The sequence below is a fragment of the Rania fehmarnensis genome (genome assembly GCF_056494185.1).
In genome coordinates this window covers 2,787,548-2,803,929 of record NZ_CM151398.1, presented here as the reverse complement: position 1 = coordinate 2,803,929, position 16,382 = coordinate 2,787,548, and the positions used below count along the sequence as shown (strand labels likewise).

Below are 16,382 nucleotides of genomic sequence, written 5' to 3'. Positions count from 1 at the left end.
GGCACTCGTGTCAGGGCGAGTTAAGCCCGAGACGACGATGTCGCCTCCCTGGCCGCCTCCAGCGATTGATCGCACATCGAACTGGTCAGTGGTTCAAGAGTTCCAAGCTCTGTGACTTCACAGAGTTGTCCAGGAAGCTTGTCAGATCATTGATGGAGTAGGGCTTTTGCAACACGCACGGCGGATCGCAGGCAGGATCTGTCGACCAAGCGTGTCGGTCGATTAAGTAGCCCGTGCAGATGGCAACTGCCAATCGCGGATAGCGTTGGCGGATTTGGGTGAAGACTTCCTTGCCAGACATATCAGGCATGGTCAGATCGAGCAGCACGGCATCATATTGCTTCGTCTGCAACATCGACAAACCCTCGGGACCGCCTGCAGCCAGATCGACCTCGTGGCCCAAAACATTCAAAAGAGCCTTGCCCGAATGTCGAATCAACTCCTCGTCATCGATCAGTAGAATTCGCATGCGTTTGACTGAGCAGGTGGCTGCCAGCACCGACTCGTTCTTCGCGGAATTAGCCAGCTCGGAGAGCGGCAATTCAATACGAAAACAGGTTCCGCGCTGGGGTGTCGAGCGGCACTGAATCTTGCCCCCCAACTTTTCAATCACTCCATGAGCCATTGACAGGCCCAAGCCTGTGCCCTCGCCTGGCTTCTTGGTTGTAAAGAAGGGCTCGAAGATATGCTGTTGGATTTCTAGAGATATTCCACAACCGTTATCTTGAACTTCTATGGCCGCCCACTGTCCTGAATCGGAATCAAGATTGACTTCGAGCACTCGCAATAAGATCTTGCCTCCTATCCCTTGCACTGCGTCACGTGCATTGATGCACATGTTGATCAATACTTGTTCGAGCCTATTGATATCCACTCTCACATTCAGCGGTCGATTGGCCACTTCGATATTCAGCTCGATACTTGGATCAAACGATCTGCGCACAAATTGTCCCACGTGGGTGACCAATTCATTCAGATCGATGACTTGGTATTCGAAACGACTGCGACGCGAAAAGTCGAGCAGTTGCTGAGTCAATTCAGCAGCGCGACTGACCGCAATCTCAGCTGCGTGGAAGCACTCGACTTGCATGTCTTCTTGTTGACCATGCTTCAACAAACTGAGGTTCGAGCTCAGGATAGTTAGTAGATTATTGAAGTCATGGGCAATGCCTCCGGAGAGTCGTCCGATGGCGTCCATTTTCTGCGACTGAACCAGTTCGCCCTCCAAGCGTTGCTTTTCGGTAACGTCATCGAATGTCCACAGATGCCCGTGATAGGTTCCATCGCTGTCGAAGATCGGCGCCACAAACAGGTGCACTGACTGAGCTGGGTGGCCCAGCTGCAACGTTTCCGTCATCGGCCCTTCCGAGGTGTAGTCTTGAGCCGTCGCAAGTCGATCCAAGAGCGAGCCATCGGATAAACGTTGGCGAAGTCTATCCAAGGCTACCGTTACGTTCTGGCCCAGTTCCGGCGACTTACCAAACATGCTGGCAAACTGCCGATTACAACCAGTAACCGTTCGCGATGAATCGGTAATCAGTACCGCTTCGTTAATGGCATCGAATGACATACGCAAATGGGAAGAAATCTTGTTCAAGTTCTTAGTGCGCAAATTGACTTGCTTGCGCAACATCCAGTTCCAGCCAAATACCAGTCCAACCGCCAGCCCGCACAGCGATACAGCCCATGTTAGATGGGTTAGCGAGAGCACAAATGGCGATGATAAGAACACCAGATCGTCGGCCGATGCGACGTAAATGGTCATACTGTTGGCACCCAGAGGATTGCCCGGAACTGTCACCAGCGGTGTACCAGTCAATCGAACGCGATCGCCACGTCGGATAGTGGAAGGGGAGGGCGAGTCCGATTCGTTAACGACCGCCATAAATTTTCGACTTCCAGCCTGCATCTGATAAGTGATCAACCCATCGACCACATTGTCCCCCACGACAGACGCCTCAACCGTAACACGCTCTGGTAACGACGTTGAGCTTTGCATGTCGTCCAGCCGTAGTTGCTCGGCTGGTGGAAGCACACCTTCTCGGATCGTCCGAATGTGACTAGCGATGAAACTCTCAGAAGGATCGTTCTCTGCCACGTAACCGCTGACCCTTACCAAGGTCCCCACGGGCAACATCTTGGCAAACTTGGTTTCGATCCTTCTTACCTCGGTCCCCACTCCCAGCAGCGCTTCGCTCTTGTTATTACAAAAAAGCACTTGACCATCGAGTTGGACGCTTGGACGACGATCAATAGCCAGAGTCACAGACGGCTCGCTGGCAAGCTGAACCTGCGAATTGGACATGATGCGCAGAGAATAATTCCCATCGAAATTCTTCAGCTTGTGGGGATTAATCGTGCCGGTAACGAGCACACTTCGTGGCTGGCCCACAACTGCATATTGTTCCTCGGATAAATGGCTCTCCGAATGGATCTCAACCGGTGTGCTACCCAGCATCGCATAAACGGTACTCTGATGCCCGTGATCAATAACTTCCACTAATTCACACTGGGCTTCCACGAAGGTATCGCCGGGATAGGGCAAGCCTCCTTGCAAAGACTTGAGCGGGATGGCTTCTAACAATGGAGATTCCGTGGATAGTTCTACCGAGATTAGATTGAGATCCGGCTGCCCCCAATAAACCAAGCCATGCAGCCTGAGCTTGCGACCCACTGGTTGCGTGGCCAGGATGGCAGATACCGCATCCGAGCAGTGAACCATGGCCGGAGTGCCGCTGCTTTGAATGAAGAACACCGTCCAGTACTTGGCGGCAAACGTTAGCTGAGTCTCGATGTCGACTTCGAAGGCCAGATAACCGCGCTGACGCTGCAACTGTCGCAGATCATCAAGCGAGTGAACTAGATCCGCTTGAGCATCGCTCCACAGACATTTGTCGTGGTGCTGCATCGATGGCCAATCGTTCAGTGCCCACAATCTGCCTGGCAGCGAAGTCAGTGCCATCACGGCCAGTAGCAGCCAAGGTAACTGCATCATCCCCATCGAGTAACCCCTTATTCATCCGCGAATAGGGGGTATCATATCAGATCAGTATTTCAACGTTGAAATCGCAGAATTGAAAACCGGAAAACTGTCAGAAAATTATTTCTTGCGTTTAATGGCTTCAATAACAGCTGCGCCCATCTCAGCCGGCGAAGGTGCTACGACAATTCCAGCCGCTTCCAACGCAGCCGTCTTTTCTGCAGCCGTGCCTTTGCCACCTGTAATGATCGCGCCAGCATGTCCCATGCGTTTGCCTGGAGGTGCGGTGCGCCCTGCAATAAATGCCGCCACGGGTTTGGTAACGTGAGCTTTGACGTATGCCGCCGCTTCTTCCTCAGCATTTCCGCCGATCTCGCCGATCATCAAAATGGCTTCGGTTTGATCGTCCTCTTGGAAGCGTTTGAGCAGATCGATAAACGAGGTGCCGACAATTGGATCGCCGCCCAGTCCAACACACGTCGATTGTCCTAAGCCGGCTTGAGTCGTTTGCCAAACGGCTTCGTAAGTGAGTGTACCGCTGCGGCTCATGATGCCGACCTTGCCTGGTTTGTGAATGTAACCTGGCATGATGCCGATCTTGCATTCACCCGGGGTGATCAAGCCTGGGCAGTTCGGGCCGATCAAAACCGACTTGCTCGCGCGAGCGCGTTTGTAGACTTCGACCATATCCAGCACCGGAATGCCCTCGGTGATGGCAGCGATGACTTCGATGCCAGCATCGAGTGCTTCTTTGATGGCGTCAGCCGCAAACGGCGGTGGCACGAAGATCATGGTGGCATTGGCGCCGGTTTCCTTGACGGCTTCTTCGACCGTATCAAAGACAGGCACACCGTCGATCTTCTCACCCAGCTTACCGGGCGTCACTCCACCGACCATATTGGTGCCGTATTCTTTACAGCCGCGCGTGTGGAACTCGCCCGCCTTGCCCGTGATGCCTTGGCAAATGACTCGTGTGTTGCGATTAACCAGAATGCTCATAGTTGATGGTGTTTCAAGATCTTGAGTTGGTACGTGGCCTAGGCTTCTAGCCTGTGTTCCCGCGAGCCATGTTTCCACTTTCGGCCCCGGGTCAATCGACTGTAACTTTGCGGTTATTTGACAGCGGCCACAACTTTTTTGGCTGCGTCGGTCAAGTCGTCAGCGGTGATTAGAGCCAAGCCGCTTTGGGCCAGCATCTTTTTACCCTCTTCGACTTCGGTGCCTTCCAAACGAACGACTACAGGAATGCTGATCCCAACTTCCTTGGAGGCTTCGATCAAGGCTGTAGCAATCGTGGTGCAGCGCGCGATGCCGCCGAAGATATTGACCAGCACTGCCTTGACGTTGTGATCAGACAAGATGATACGAAAGGCTTCGACTACTTGATCTTTGGTTGCTCCGCCACCGACATCCAGGAAGTTGGCCGGCGCGCCGCCATGGTACTTGATGATGTCCATCGTCGACATCGCCAGTCCAGCACCGTTGACCAGGCAGCCAATCTTGCCTTCGAGCTTGACGTAGGACAAGCCTGCGTTGCCTGCGCGCACTTCCGCTGGTTCTTCTTCGTTCAAGTCACGCAAACTCTTGAGGTCTTCGTGACGGAACATGGCGTTGTCATCGAAAGTGACTTTGCCATCGAGCGCGATCATTTTGTTGTCTTTGGTGATGACCAGTGGGTTGATCTCAACCAGCGAACAATCGTAAGTTGTGTTGAACTTGCACAGTGCCCGCATGAAAGTATCAGCTGCTCGAGCCGCGGGGCCCGTGATGTTCAGTTTCTTGCACAACTTGCGAACCTGGTAACCATCCAATCCCAGCTGTGGATGGAAATGTTCGCGGAAGATCTTTTCCGGTGTTTCCGCAGCCACCTTTTCGATCTCCACCCCACCTTCGCTGCTGACCATCAGCACCGGCATGGCCGCACCTCGGTCGAGCACAATACCCAGGTATAGTTCGCGAGCGATGTCGCAACCTTGTTCCACTAAGACCTGGTTGACCTGATTGCCTTCGGGACCGGTTTGGATGGTAACCAGACGATTGCCGAGCAAATTCTTGGTAACCGTCGCAGCCTCTTCTGCGGATTTGACCAACTGCACGCCACGTTGGGCGGTGTTGCCGATGATCGTCCCCTTGCCGCGACCGCCGGCATGAATTTGGGCTTTGACAACCGCTATCGGGCTGCCCAACTTTGTGAAGGCTGCCGCAGCCTCTTCCGGCGTGCGCGCCACGTGGCTTTCCAGCACCGGCACGCCTGCCTTACGAAATAGTTCTTTCGCCTGATACTCGTGAATCTTCATCAGATGTAGCCGTTCGCTCGCGGGAAGTACTTATCCGCTGGTGCACAGAACAAAAAGAGCCCCATAGAGACGGGATTATAAGGCGGTGTGCCCAAAGTGGAAGTAGGCCGGAGTGCCGCCTGCGCAACTCTGGGTACACACCCAGCGAAAACGCCAGCCACGTCCACAAGTTCAAGTCCGCTTTGGCGTGACGCGATGCTGACTTCCGCCTTCAAGGCTTGTTACAATAATCGCCGCGCTTCCGCTCCGTTAGGTTGTTTCGCCGTCGGGCCGGTTGCGTCTCGAAAGCCTTGACGGCTTCCGCTACACATGCTGCGTTTGGCCCGCCAATCATATAACCGAGGCTAACGTTTATGTCCTGTCTTTTATCGCCCAACTGATCTATGACTACCGAGACCACCGAAGAACCATCATTGCCCGACGTGGCCTTCATCGCTAAAGGTGAGCTCTTTGTGCTCAGCCACGGTGGAGATGCCAAGCCAATTACCAGCACGTTTATGCAAGAGGCCGAAAAGCGCGAAGCCAAGCAACAAGCGATCGATGGCTGGAAGGAAAGCAGTTCCATGTGGAGCGGCGGATTGATGAATCCGCAACTGGCCCAGATGCAAAACGCCGGCGCACAACAAAAGAAGATGGTGTTCAGCAATGTAGCGGCTGCCGGAGGGCGCTTGGCCTACACTCTGCAAATGCCGGGTGGCGGCGGGCTGTTTCGCTACGATTGCCAGCTCAACAGGGAGTCTCGCCTACTCCATCGCAATAGCTTCTTTCCAACTTCGCTGAGCGTTCGGGCTAGCGATGGGTTGCTGGTATTCAGCGTCATGCAGCCTGATGGCTCGTCGTCTATTGTATTGGGCGAACGCGATGGACTGCATCATCGCCGACTAACGGCCGGCGACTCACGCGATGAATGCCCGTGCTGGTGGCACGATGGCACCAGCGATTGGCTCTATTTTCACTCCAGCGGTTTGGGACGAACCCACAACGGAGTCGTGGCCGCTCTGGGGCCAACTGCTATCTGCCGAGTTCGACAAACTGAAGGGGATGTTGAAATCATCGCCGAAGATGAGAAGTTCGATTTTCTGCAACCGCGGGTTACCAGTGATGGCTCGATCTTCTGCATACGCAGACCCTACCAGCCCAATCGACGTCCCGACAGCGACTTTATGACGATCGTCAAAGACATCATCTATTTTCCGTATCGCCTGGCCCGCACGGCTTTTTACTTGACCAATTTCATCTCCGTGATGTTCGCCGGCAAACCCTTGGCATCCAACCTCACGCCGCCTAGCCAGGCCGAACAGCTCGAACGTCTGGTCATCTGGGGACGTGTGGTTAATACTCAAAAATCAATACGTCAAACTGGCGGCAAGCAAAGCTTGGCTCCCACCGATTGGCAATTGGTCCGCATCGCTCGCGGCGGCGACCCGCCAGAAGTCTTGGCCAGCAGTGTTTTATGCTTTGACGCAGCCGCCGATGGCACGATCTACTACAGCGACGGCGGCGCTCTTTATTCGTGGTCCAGCAGCTCTACCACCCAGTTGGCCAAGCAGTCAGGCATTATCCAGGTCGCCGCGCTCTAAGCCGTAGGCGTTAGCCTCGGTTTCCGAACGTTCACGGTAAATGGGTGCGACAACCGGGTTAGCCTCGGTTGCGTTACGTTTGACTGGAATTGCCAATTCACCGCGTCGCTCTGAGCACCGGCATGATGTGCCTGATCTGTCGCTCCCAGAGCCACCCTGTGGCGGTCCGCACCTCCTGCGCTCAAAGCTGCTGGCGGGGGCTTCCCGCGAGCCGAATCTTGCTCGATAATGCGGGGTTTCATTGACTGGGAAAACCATACGCAGCCTCAGCGGCAGCAGGGAAACAATGGACGAGAAATTTTCAGCTCAGGGCATCACCTTCGATGACGTCTTGTTGGAACCGCGTTACAGCGAAATCATGCCCGCCGACGTCGATGTCTCAACGCAGCTAACTCGCAATATTCGTCTGAAGGTCCCGCTGTTATCCAGCCCCATGGATACGGTTACCGAAAGCGAGATGGCCATCGCGCTGGCTAAAGTGGGTGGTCTGGGCGTTATTCATAAAAACATGTCCATCGAAGCCCAGGTCGAAGAGGTCACTAAGGTCAAGCGCAGCGCCAATGGCATCATTGTCGATCCTGTGACCCTGCAACCGAGCGATCCTGCTAGCAAAGCTCAGGACGTCATGGACCAGCAAAACGTCTCGGGCATTCCAATTGTGGATGCTAGCAAGAAGCTCGTGGGCATTATTACTCGGCGAGATTTGAAATTTTTGGAGAGCGGGACCAAGCCGATTGCGGAGGTAATGACTGGTGAGAATCTGGTAACGGCGACGGGGACCGTAACGCTTGAGCAAGCTGAGAAGATTTTAACGGCTAAAAAGGTGGAGAAACTTTTACTGGTTGACGATCAATACAAACTGACAGGCCTCATCACCATCCGCGACATCGACATGATGAAGCGGTACCCCAATGCTTGCAAAGATGCTCTCGGGCGATTGCGAGTCGGGGCGGCGGTAGGTGTGTTCGATACCGATCGGGCCAGTGAGCTGATTGAGCGTGGCGTCGACTTGTTAGTCGTCGATAGCGCTCACGGACACTCGGCCAACGTGATCGCCACGGTTAGAGAGATCAAGCGACGCTGGCAAATCGATGTGGTTGCCGGCAACGTCGCCACCTTTGAAGGTGCGCGTGACTTGATTGATGCCGGGGCCGATGCGGTCAAGATTGGTATCGGTCCTGGATCGATTTGCACCACGCGAGTTATTTCCGGTGTAGGTGTTCCACAGATTACGGCCATCATCAACGCCAGCAAGGCAGCCTTGCCTGCCGGCGTGCCGTTGATTGCCGACGGTGGAATTCGCTACAGCGGCGACATCACCAAAGCCATAGCCGCCGGGGCCAGCGCGGTAATGATTGGTGGACTGTTCGCCGGCCTGGCCGAAAGCCCGGGACGCACGATCCTGTATCAAGGTCGGACGTTCAAGGTGTATCGCGGAATGGGTTCGCTGGGTGCGATGGTGAAGGGGTCAAGCGAAAGGTATCGGCAAACCGGGCAAGCTAACTTGCTCAAGCTGGTGCCTGAAGGCGTTGAGGGTCGCGTACCTTTCAAAGGTGCGTTATCTGATTTTGTTTACCAGTTGGTCGGCGGGTTGCGTGCAGGCATGGGTTACTGCGGCACTCGAACGATCGATGAACTAAGGCAAGAGGCCCGGTTCATTAAGATCTCGGCCGCAAGTGTCAGAGAGAATCACCCCCATGACATTGCTATTACGCAAGAAGCACCAAACTACAGTCAAGAGCATGCTCTCTCGGGTGAAAACACCTGAGCGTCGCAGTAAGGCTGCGCGTCGCAGTTGGCTCCTGAGCGTATTGTTGCTCAGTTCACTCTCGTCTTCGAATCTGCTGGCTCAATCGCCCTCGCAACCCAATTGGCAACCTCAGCGGTTGCCAGCAGCCGGCTCCATGCAGCCCTTGCCACCGGCTGGCTCGACCTTGCAACAGCCACAGGCTACCAATCAAGCGCCCGGCAGCGCCGCCCAAAACGATAGCGGCGTCGTACTGCGATGGCGCAGTAGCACGCGTTTGACTAATGCACCGGTCAATGATCGACCAACTTCTAGCGGCGCAGTAGTTGTCGCATCGCAGCCCAGCAGCGCAGCGGCCGCCGCTTTGGAAGCTACGACAGCCAACTTTCGCCATGTGCCCAATAACCAGGTAGCCGACAGTCAATATGTGCAACCGGCCAGCGGCAGTCGATCCATTGCTTCATCGAGCCCAAGTTCTGTAGATTCACCCAGTGGCAATCCACTGCGCGGCTCTGCACCAGTTGCTGCACCTGCGGGCCGAGCGGCAACCTTTACGCCTCGCGGTCAGACCACCATGGCTCAAGTGAGATCGACCCATAGGACTGACTCGGCCGTGCGTCCAGCAGCCTATCAACAAGGCTTGTTACAACCGCCAGCCAATGGCAACAGTATTCTTGATCAGAGCGAAGCTGCGACCGGTCAAGTGCCGCCGCTAAATCCAAGTCTGCCACCAACGTTGCCTCCGACGCTATCGCCAGGTGGTGATGAGTTGTCGCAACCGGAGCTACCGCCTGCACCTGACGCTCAGCGCACGACGCCTGATGCCAGTCAGTTTGGACAGCCGGGCGATGCACCTGCACCTCAACTGCCCGAAACATCGAAGGCTCAACCATTGCCACTACCTGGGGCTGACGATTTGAAGATGGATGATGCTGCACCACCGGATGATGCCAGCAGCGATCCCTTCGAGCGGCGACGGGCGCGCGACCTGGACTCACCCAGCGATCGCTCCTCCGACTTGAAAGATCCCCAGCGACCCGATTCGCTAGCCAATTGCGAATCGTTCCGCGAACGACTCCGCAATTCGAGCTTGCAGAAGATCAGCTTGAACTCCGCGCCTCGCTATGGCCAAGGCCTGAACGATAACCCAGAAGATGCCGAGAAGCGTCGCTTGGATTTCGCCGCCTCAGCCAAAGTTCGCGATTGGTGTGATCGTCATGGACAGACGATTGTTCAAGGTCGCATGATTGAATTGATCAACGAGCAAGTTGTGTTGGATGTCAACGGAACGCGTCGCGAGATTCCGCTGCGCGATCTATGCGACATCGATATGGCCTACGTGGGCAAGGCTTGGAACTTGCCAATCACCTGTGGCTCGGGTACCGATGTCGCTGCTGGACGCTCGTTTGTGCCCAGCGCTATGCAATGGCAAGCGTCGGGACTTTGTCACAAGCCGCTCTACTTTGAGGAAGTTCAGCTGGAACGTTACGGCCACGAAATTGGTCCCGTCCTGCAACCCTTGGTCAGCACCGCACACTTCTTTGGTAACGTAGCTGTGTTGCCATACAAGATGGGCATCCATCCACCGGGCGAATGCCAATATGCACTGGGCTACTATCGTCCTGGCAACTGCGCTCCGTACATGTTACCACCGATTCCGATCAGTCTCCGCGGCGCCGCCGTACAGGCCGGTGCCGTAGTCGGTGCAGCAGCCCTAGTACCTTAAGAGATAATTTCAATACCCAACGCTGCGTTTACCTGCACGTCTGTGTGCTTAAGAAAAACAACGCGGCCTCGCCGAGTGAACTACTTCGATTGCCTAGCCTTCGGCTACGGGTTAAACGAGGTCAAACGCATGAGCGCCACCCTCTAACCAATCGCTAACGCCCTCGGTTTAGAGGTAGCAATTCTCTGAGCTTCCGGCCCAAGCCGTGCGGGTGGAAGGGTTTTTGGATGAAGGCATCGGCTTGGCTGCTGATGCCGTGTTGAATGACGGCGTCGTCGGTATGGCCGCTCATGAACAGTACGGGTATATCGCTGCGAATAGCGCGTACTAATTCGGCTAGCTGGCGGCCGCTCATGCCGGGCATCACCACATCGGTCAGTAGCAGATCGAAGCTCTGCGGCGATTTGCGAAACAACTCGAGGGCTTGTTCGCCGTGACTGGCATCGATCACGCGATAACCTTGCTGAACTAAAGTGGCCAAGGTGACGGCCCGCACAGCTTTATCATCCTCTACCAACAGAATCGTCTCATCACCTGACGGAGTGATCTGTTCGCGCCGATCGGCGGCCAGAGCATTGACGGCGATCGCCGCCGGAAAACACAGATGAAACGTTGTACCTTTGCCGACGTGGCTTTCCACTTGGATGAAGCCGCCTGCTCCCGTAACGACGCCGTGTACCACCGAAAGTCCCAGTCCGGTTCCGCGGCCAACTTCTTTGGTCGTGAAGAATGGATCGAAAATCTTGCCCATGACCTCTTCGCTGATGCCGCAACCACTATCGCTCAACGACAATTCCACGTAGTCTTTCAGTGAAGTCGAAGAGTTTTCGATACTAACGCGATCGCGGGTTGCAATGATGATCGCGCCACCTTGGGGCATGGCATCACGAGCATTGATGGCCAGGTTCATCAGCACCTGTTCTATATGTACGCGATCGGCTTTGATGGGACGCACCAGCGGATCCATATCTAACGTCAGTTTAATGTCTTCGCCGATGGTTGGTCGCAGCAGTGCCTCGGTACTACGGACCAGTTCATTCAGGTCGAGTACCTTAGGGGCGACGATTGCTTTGCGACTGAAGGTCAACAATTGGCGAGTCAGGCCGCTGGCCCGCTTGCCGGCATCGTTGATCGCATTGACAGCCGTCCGACAGGGATCGTTGGGTGGCGTTGTCAACAGTAGCAGTTCAGCGTAGCCCATCATCACGGTGAGGATATTGTTGAAATCGTGAGCCACGCCTCCGGCCAATCGACCGATGGCTTCCATCTTTTGCGATTGGCGCAGCTGATCCTCGAGCAGTTTGCGTTGACTAATGTCGCGCATGACACCTTGCATACTAATGACGCGGCCGTCTTCGACACTTGTATGCACCGCATCTTCCACCCAGACTACTTTTCCATCGGCAGCCAGCATGCGGTACTCCAATCGCTGATCGACTCCGACGTTTCCTAAATGTTGACGGATTCCAATTGCATCATCGGCATCATCAGGATGAAGATGTTTCGTCCAGAAATCGGGTTCCAGCCAGGCCTTGCGTGCGTATCCGAGCATGCGTTCGCAATAATCGCTGACATAGGTAAAACGCATCGACTTTGGATCCGCTTCCCAGACGACCATGTTGGCGCTATCGACTAACAACCGCAGTCGTTGTTCGCTTTCCTCTAGCGCTTGTTCGGCTAGTTTGCGATCATGGATATCGATGCCAGCTCCTAGCCATTTTTCCACTTTACCAGTGGTATCGCGCAGGGGCACCGAACGGGCCAATACCCAGCGATATTGACCATCAAAGCGCCGGGCTCGTACTTCACCTTCGACTTCCTTGCATTCCGATACCGCCTCTTTCAATAGACACTCAGCTCGCTCGATATCATCTGGATGAATGACCTGTGACCATTGTGAACGAGCCATCTCCAGGGTGATGCCCACATAGTCCAAGGCTGAAGGGCTAACGTACTCGAGGCTCAGATCAGCCAACATTACCCAAATCAATTGAGGCAGCGATTCGGTGAGGATACGATACTTTTGATTGCTCTCGGCCAATTCGCGTGAAGTTTGCAGTTGCTCGGTAACATCCAGGACGACGCCATCCCAACGCGTAGTGTTTTCGCCTATAGCGGTAGGCACGCAACGGGCGTGCAACCAGCGTGTGGAACCGTCGGTGCCCGGTAAAAGAAAACGCTGATCCAGCGCCTGATGGAGCAGGGCACTGGTGCGCAAAGCCCGACGCAGTTTGACCAGTTGTCGTTTCGGCAGACGCGCGATGATCGGCTTCAGATCCTGTGTCTGGCTGTCGGAACTGCGAAGCATGGGCCAGAAGCCCGCGCTGGTATGTTCCAATATCAGCTCCATAGTCGAAGTCGTTACGAAAGAGACTAACGCCCCATTAGGCAAGGTGTCGCCAATGCGCTGCAGTCTTTGTTCGTTGGCAATCCGCGCCGCGTCGGCTTGTTTACGTTCGGTAATGTCCAGTGCCAAGGCGACAGCGCGCTCTTGACCGTTCTCGGTGAAGGCCCGGAGGCGTACTTCGACCGGAAACACGCGGCCCGAACGATCAGTGTGATTAGCTTCGAATGTCATCTGCTCATTCTGATGCAGCAGCTTGACCACTTGCTGCAGTTTCTCTTCGGTCATCTCATGGTTGTAGAGCAATGGAGTCTGACCAATCATCTCTTCGCGCGAGTAACCCAGCAAACTGCAAGCTCGCGTGTTGACATCGATGATCACGCCTTGCTCATTGTGGAGAACCAGGCTGTCGGAGGCATTCTCGACCAAGGCGCGATAGCGATCCTGGCTGGCCTGCAACTCTTCGAGCGCCTTGGCTTGGTCGGTGATATCCATACATGCGCCAATCAAGCGCATGGGCAGTCCTTGCTTGTCGACGATCACGCGTCCACGCGAAGAGACTACACATCGGCGGTGATCGGGGCGAATGATTGTTTCCACCGACTCAAACTGTCCGCACGATTCAACAGCTGCGTAGATTCGCTGCATCACTTGCGTCCGCTGCTCCGGCAAAACGAAGCTGACATACGCTTCGAAAGACGGTGTGAACGCCTGCGCGTCGACACCGAAGATCTCGAAGAGTTGATCTGACCAGGTTACCTGGCCACTTTGAATATTCCATTCAAAGCTGCCCACGCGCGCCAGCGCTTGAGTTTCCTTGAGCAATTGCTTCATTCGAAGTAACGCTTCGTAGTCCTGCATAGATTCGTCCACACCGATGAAGTTCGACTCGATGATGAATCAGCCAACAGACGCACCGGTTCAGACGCAGCCGCCTAACCAGAGCAGTTTTCGCAGAGATGAGATTATTTGTCGACTGGCTAGCTAGCCGTTGTAACAAATGGTTCCGTCGCCATAGAATCGACCGGCAGCGGAGGCGCTAGTGGCTCGGTAACTTTCGCAGGTGCCGGGGCTGAAAGCAGAGTATCGTCGGCCGCGATCGATACATACCCGTCGTTGGCCGATGCAGGGACCGGCGCAGCTGCCGGATTTAAATTTACACCCGCCTCGGCCAATGATTTGCGCACAAACGAAAGAGCAGCCAGTTGCTCCTCCTGCGACAAAATCTTTTGCTGAAGTGCATTAATCGGATCGGCCAGTTGCTGCCAATAGTCGTCGTCACGGAAGTTCAAAGCCGGAGAACGAGTATTCTCGTTGAGGGTGGCCAAGTGGTTGCGAAGACGATAAATGGGACCCGCAAAGCGATTGCTCAGACGCACGATGTCAAAGATGACCAGAGGCAAGAGCAATACGAGAGTTGGCAAGCAAGGGCCCATGCACTCGACCAAAGCCGCCAGGTGATCCGACAGCGCCCATTCTGGATATTGCCACCAGTTGGTGCATAGGGTGGAAAGCGCAAAATAGAGAACGATTCCCGACCAGTAAATCAAGACACGCCCAACCAATACTCCCTGAACATGACGATCGATCCAGACCTGTTGACGCATGACCATGGGAGGGGCCTACTATAGTTGCTTGGGTGGAGCAGTGAACAAAGTGCTGATGAGGACCGTATATTGCTAGAGCATCCACGGTAAACCCACCAACCCGATAGCTGTACACTAGCTTTTCCCGTAGACTTTGTCGGCTGTGAGGCCGGGCAATGACTATACGGTCGATGTTTTTTGGGAATTCTGCTAGTACAATCGCTAAACGCGGCCTATGATCGCCACCCCAGACGCTGGCGGCAGCGGCTCCGCTGTTACCTCTACCTCTGATCACCACCACTAATCAAACCACCTATGATTGGCCCGATTTTAGGCCGCGAGTACCTGATCGCACCGCGCCGCGGCAAGTTCTACTTGCAGCGAGTGGTGTTTGTGGCCGCGCTGTTCAGTTTGGTGGGCACGGTTTGGCTGTTGCTGGCAGGCATGCAGCAAGTGCGCAACGTCGGCGACCTGGCCCGCTTTGGTGCCCTGGCATTTCAGCTGGTGGTTCCGCTCGAATTGCTGGTTGTTATGTTCCTGTCAGCCGTCAGTACTGCGGCGGCGGTTGCCCAAGAGAAAGATCGACGCACCTTGGTCCTGCTGCTCCTGACCAGGCTCCGCAGCAGCGAGATTGTGCTGGGCAAATTACTAGCTAGCCTGCTGGCTGTGGCCAACATGGTGCTTTCGTCGCTGCCCTTGCTATTGGTATTCCCGCTATTGGGCGGCGTCAGCACGACACAAGCTCTGCTGGCCATGCTGGTTATCTTGATCACCGCCGCCTGGTGCGGATCGTTGGGCGCGCTGGTCGGTTTTTGGCGCGAGAAGACGTTTCAGGCGCTGGCCATCACGTTGTTAGCCATCGTTGCCTGGTGCGTCCTGGGTGAAGCTGTCGCGGCCGGTCAGATTCCACTTGTGGCCGCCGAGTGGGCCAAGCTGATCAGTCCACTCCGAGCCATTTGGAGCGTTTGTCAACCCATGCCCGATCCGGCCTTCGCCTGGATACCGGGCGGCGCAGCCGTTGGATACTCGCTGCTGGGTCTGCTGGCGACCACTTTACTTTGCGCAACGTCCATCGCCCGGCTGCGAGTTTGGAATCCTTCGCAACAGGTACGACAGCAGACACCCGAGATCGAAGATTCGGTCGATCTAGCCCAGGCGGGCGGCTCACTGGCGGCCGCAGCCTCCTGGAAAGTTCGCGCTCCGCGCCACGTGTGGACCAACCCGATTCTCTGGCGCGAAATGTGTACCTGGGCCTACGGCCGCAAACTGATGGTCATTCGCCTGGTCTATATCGTCCTGTTTGCCGCGGCCATGTTCGGATTGTATTGGAGCGTCGAATCCGGCGCAGCTTTGCAACGCAGTCGGCTGAACGAAGAACTGATTCCCACTGCCACCAAGATCCTCGCCCCGTTCTTGGTAATCAGTTTGATCATGATCAACGCCTTGGCGGTTAACTCGATAACCAACGAGCGTGATGGCCAAGCCCTGGATCTGCTGCTGGTGACGCAAATCACGCCGACGCAGTTCTTGATTGGTAAGTTGGCCGGCGTGCTGTACGTGACCAAAGAGATGGTCATCTTGCCACTGGCTCTATGCACCTATTTGTGGTGGCAGGGCGGTTTAACGACCGAAAATTTATGTTACGTGCTAATTGGGCTGCTGACGATGATTGTGTTTGTAACCATGCTGGGCATTCATTGCGGCATGATCCACGCACAGTCGCGCGGCGCGATTGCCACCAGCCTTGGGACAGTCTTCTTTCTGTTCTTGGGCGTCGTCATGTGCATGCTCGTTATGCTCAGCTTCCGCGGCTCCTTTGCCAGCCAATTACCTCCGTTCTTGGTGATCATCTTGGGTGGAGGATTAGGACTCTTCTCAGCCCTGGGGATTCGCAACCCGAGCCCAGCCATCGCCTTGGCCTCATTCGGCTTGCCCTTCCTGACCTTCTTTGCCATCACCAGTTTCATCTTGCGCAATCAAGAATTGTCCGTCTTCTCGGTGATCGTCGTGGCCTACGGATTTGCCACCGCCGCCATGATCATTCCCGCGCTGAGCGAATTTGATTTCGCTATGGGACGCACGCGTGCTGCCGAAGACGAATAGGCCCGCGCCCAGCGATGTC

The 16,382-nt window shown here is 55.2% G+C and carries 9 protein-coding genes; 4 read left to right on the top strand and 5 right to left on the bottom strand.

From position 1 onward, the window contains the following. Nucleotides 1–85 precede the first annotated feature (85 nt). From SH573x_RS09450 to sucC, 3 genes are all read right to left on the bottom strand, one after another. Nucleotides 86–3,001: a hybrid sensor histidine kinase/response regulator gene (locus tag SH573x_RS09450; RefSeq protein ID WP_479354461.1), complete on the bottom strand. Its 2,916-nt coding sequence runs from the start codon at nt 2,999–3,001 to the stop codon at nt 86–88. A gap of 99 nt (nt 3,002–3,100) precedes the next feature. Further along, the gene (sucD, locus tag SH573x_RS09445; RefSeq protein WP_479354459.1) at nt 3,101–3,979 is read right to left on the bottom strand and encodes a succinate--CoA ligase subunit alpha; all 879 of its coding nucleotides are present in this window, start codon (nt 3,977–3,979) and stop codon (nt 3,101–3,103) included. 113 nt (nt 3,980–4,092) lie between these two features. Then, nucleotides 4,093–5,277 (bottom strand): ADP-forming succinate--CoA ligase subunit beta, encoded by a 1,185-nt coding sequence (gene sucC / locus SH573x_RS09440; RefSeq protein ID WP_479354457.1) that lies wholly within the window; start codon nt 5,275–5,277, stop codon nt 4,093–4,095. 383 nt (nt 5,278–5,660) lie between these two features. On the opposite strand from sucC, the gene SH573x_RS09435 reads away from it, so the two are divergent. From SH573x_RS09435 to SH573x_RS09425, 3 genes are all read left to right on the top strand, one after another. Continuing rightward, nucleotides 5,661–6,857 (top strand): TolB-like translocation protein, encoded by a 1,197-nt coding sequence (locus SH573x_RS09435; RefSeq protein WP_479354455.1) that lies wholly within the window; start codon nt 5,661–5,663, stop codon nt 6,855–6,857. A gap of 286 nt (nt 6,858–7,143) precedes the next feature. After that, nucleotides 7,144–8,625 carry an IMP dehydrogenase gene (gene guaB, locus SH573x_RS09430; RefSeq protein WP_479354453.1) on the top strand — a complete coding sequence of 494 codons (1,482 nt, stop codon included), beginning with the start codon at nt 7,144–7,146 and terminating at the stop codon, nt 8,623–8,625. Continuing rightward, nucleotides 8,555–10,330, top strand: coding sequence for a hypothetical protein (locus SH573x_RS09425; protein ID WP_479354451.1), 1,776 nt, complete (start codon nt 8,555–8,557; stop codon nt 10,328–10,330). The genes guaB and SH573x_RS09425 overlap by 71 nt, the downstream gene beginning before the upstream one ends. A gap of 154 nt (nt 10,331–10,484) precedes the next feature. Here SH573x_RS09425 and SH573x_RS09420 read toward each other — a convergent pair whose 3' ends face one another. After that, nucleotides 10,485–13,535, bottom strand: a complete 3,051-nt coding sequence (locus SH573x_RS09420; RefSeq protein ID WP_479354449.1) for a hybrid sensor histidine kinase/response regulator — start codon at nt 13,533–13,535, stop codon at nt 10,485–10,487. A 119-nt stretch (nt 13,536–13,654) separates the two neighbouring features. Next, nucleotides 13,655–14,287, bottom strand: a complete 633-nt coding sequence (locus SH573x_RS09415; protein WP_479354447.1) for a hypothetical protein — start codon at nt 14,285–14,287, stop codon at nt 13,655–13,657. 288 nt (nt 14,288–14,575) lie between these two features. Between SH573x_RS09415 and SH573x_RS09410 the strand changes: the two genes are divergently transcribed. Continuing rightward, entirely contained in the window at nt 14,576–16,363 is a 1,788-nt protein-coding gene (locus tag SH573x_RS09410; protein WP_479354445.1) for an ABC transporter permease, read from the top strand. Nucleotides 16,364–16,382: the final 19 nt, after the last annotated feature.

What these genes read in the sequence shown, in the direction of transcription:
- SH573x_RS09450 (WP_479354461.1), bottom strand. Translation starts at nt 3,001, where the DNA reads ATGGGGATGATGCAGTTACCTTGGCTGCTACTGGCCGTGATGGCACTG.
- sucD (WP_479354459.1), bottom strand. Translation starts at nt 3,979, where the DNA reads ATGAGCATTCTGGTTAATCGCAACACACGAGTCATTTGCCAAGGCATC.
- sucC (WP_479354457.1), bottom strand. Translation starts at nt 5,277, where the DNA reads ATGAAGATTCACGAGTATCAGGCGAAAGAACTATTTCGTAAGGCAGGC.
- SH573x_RS09435 (WP_479354455.1), top strand. Translation starts at nt 5,661, where the DNA reads ATGACTACCGAGACCACCGAAGAACCATCATTGCCCGACGTGGCCTTC.
- guaB (WP_479354453.1), top strand. Translation starts at nt 7,144, where the DNA reads ATGGACGAGAAATTTTCAGCTCAGGGCATCACCTTCGATGACGTCTTG.
- SH573x_RS09425 (WP_479354451.1), top strand. Translation starts at nt 8,555, where the DNA reads ATGACATTGCTATTACGCAAGAAGCACCAAACTACAGTCAAGAGCATG.
- SH573x_RS09420 (WP_479354449.1), bottom strand. Translation starts at nt 13,535, where the DNA reads ATGCAGGACTACGAAGCGTTACTTCGAATGAAGCAATTGCTCAAGGAA.
- SH573x_RS09415 (WP_479354447.1), bottom strand. Translation starts at nt 14,287, where the DNA reads ATGGTCATGCGTCAACAGGTCTGGATCGATCGTCATGTTCAGGGAGTA.
- SH573x_RS09410 (WP_479354445.1), top strand. Translation starts at nt 14,576, where the DNA reads ATGATTGGCCCGATTTTAGGCCGCGAGTACCTGATCGCACCGCGCCGC.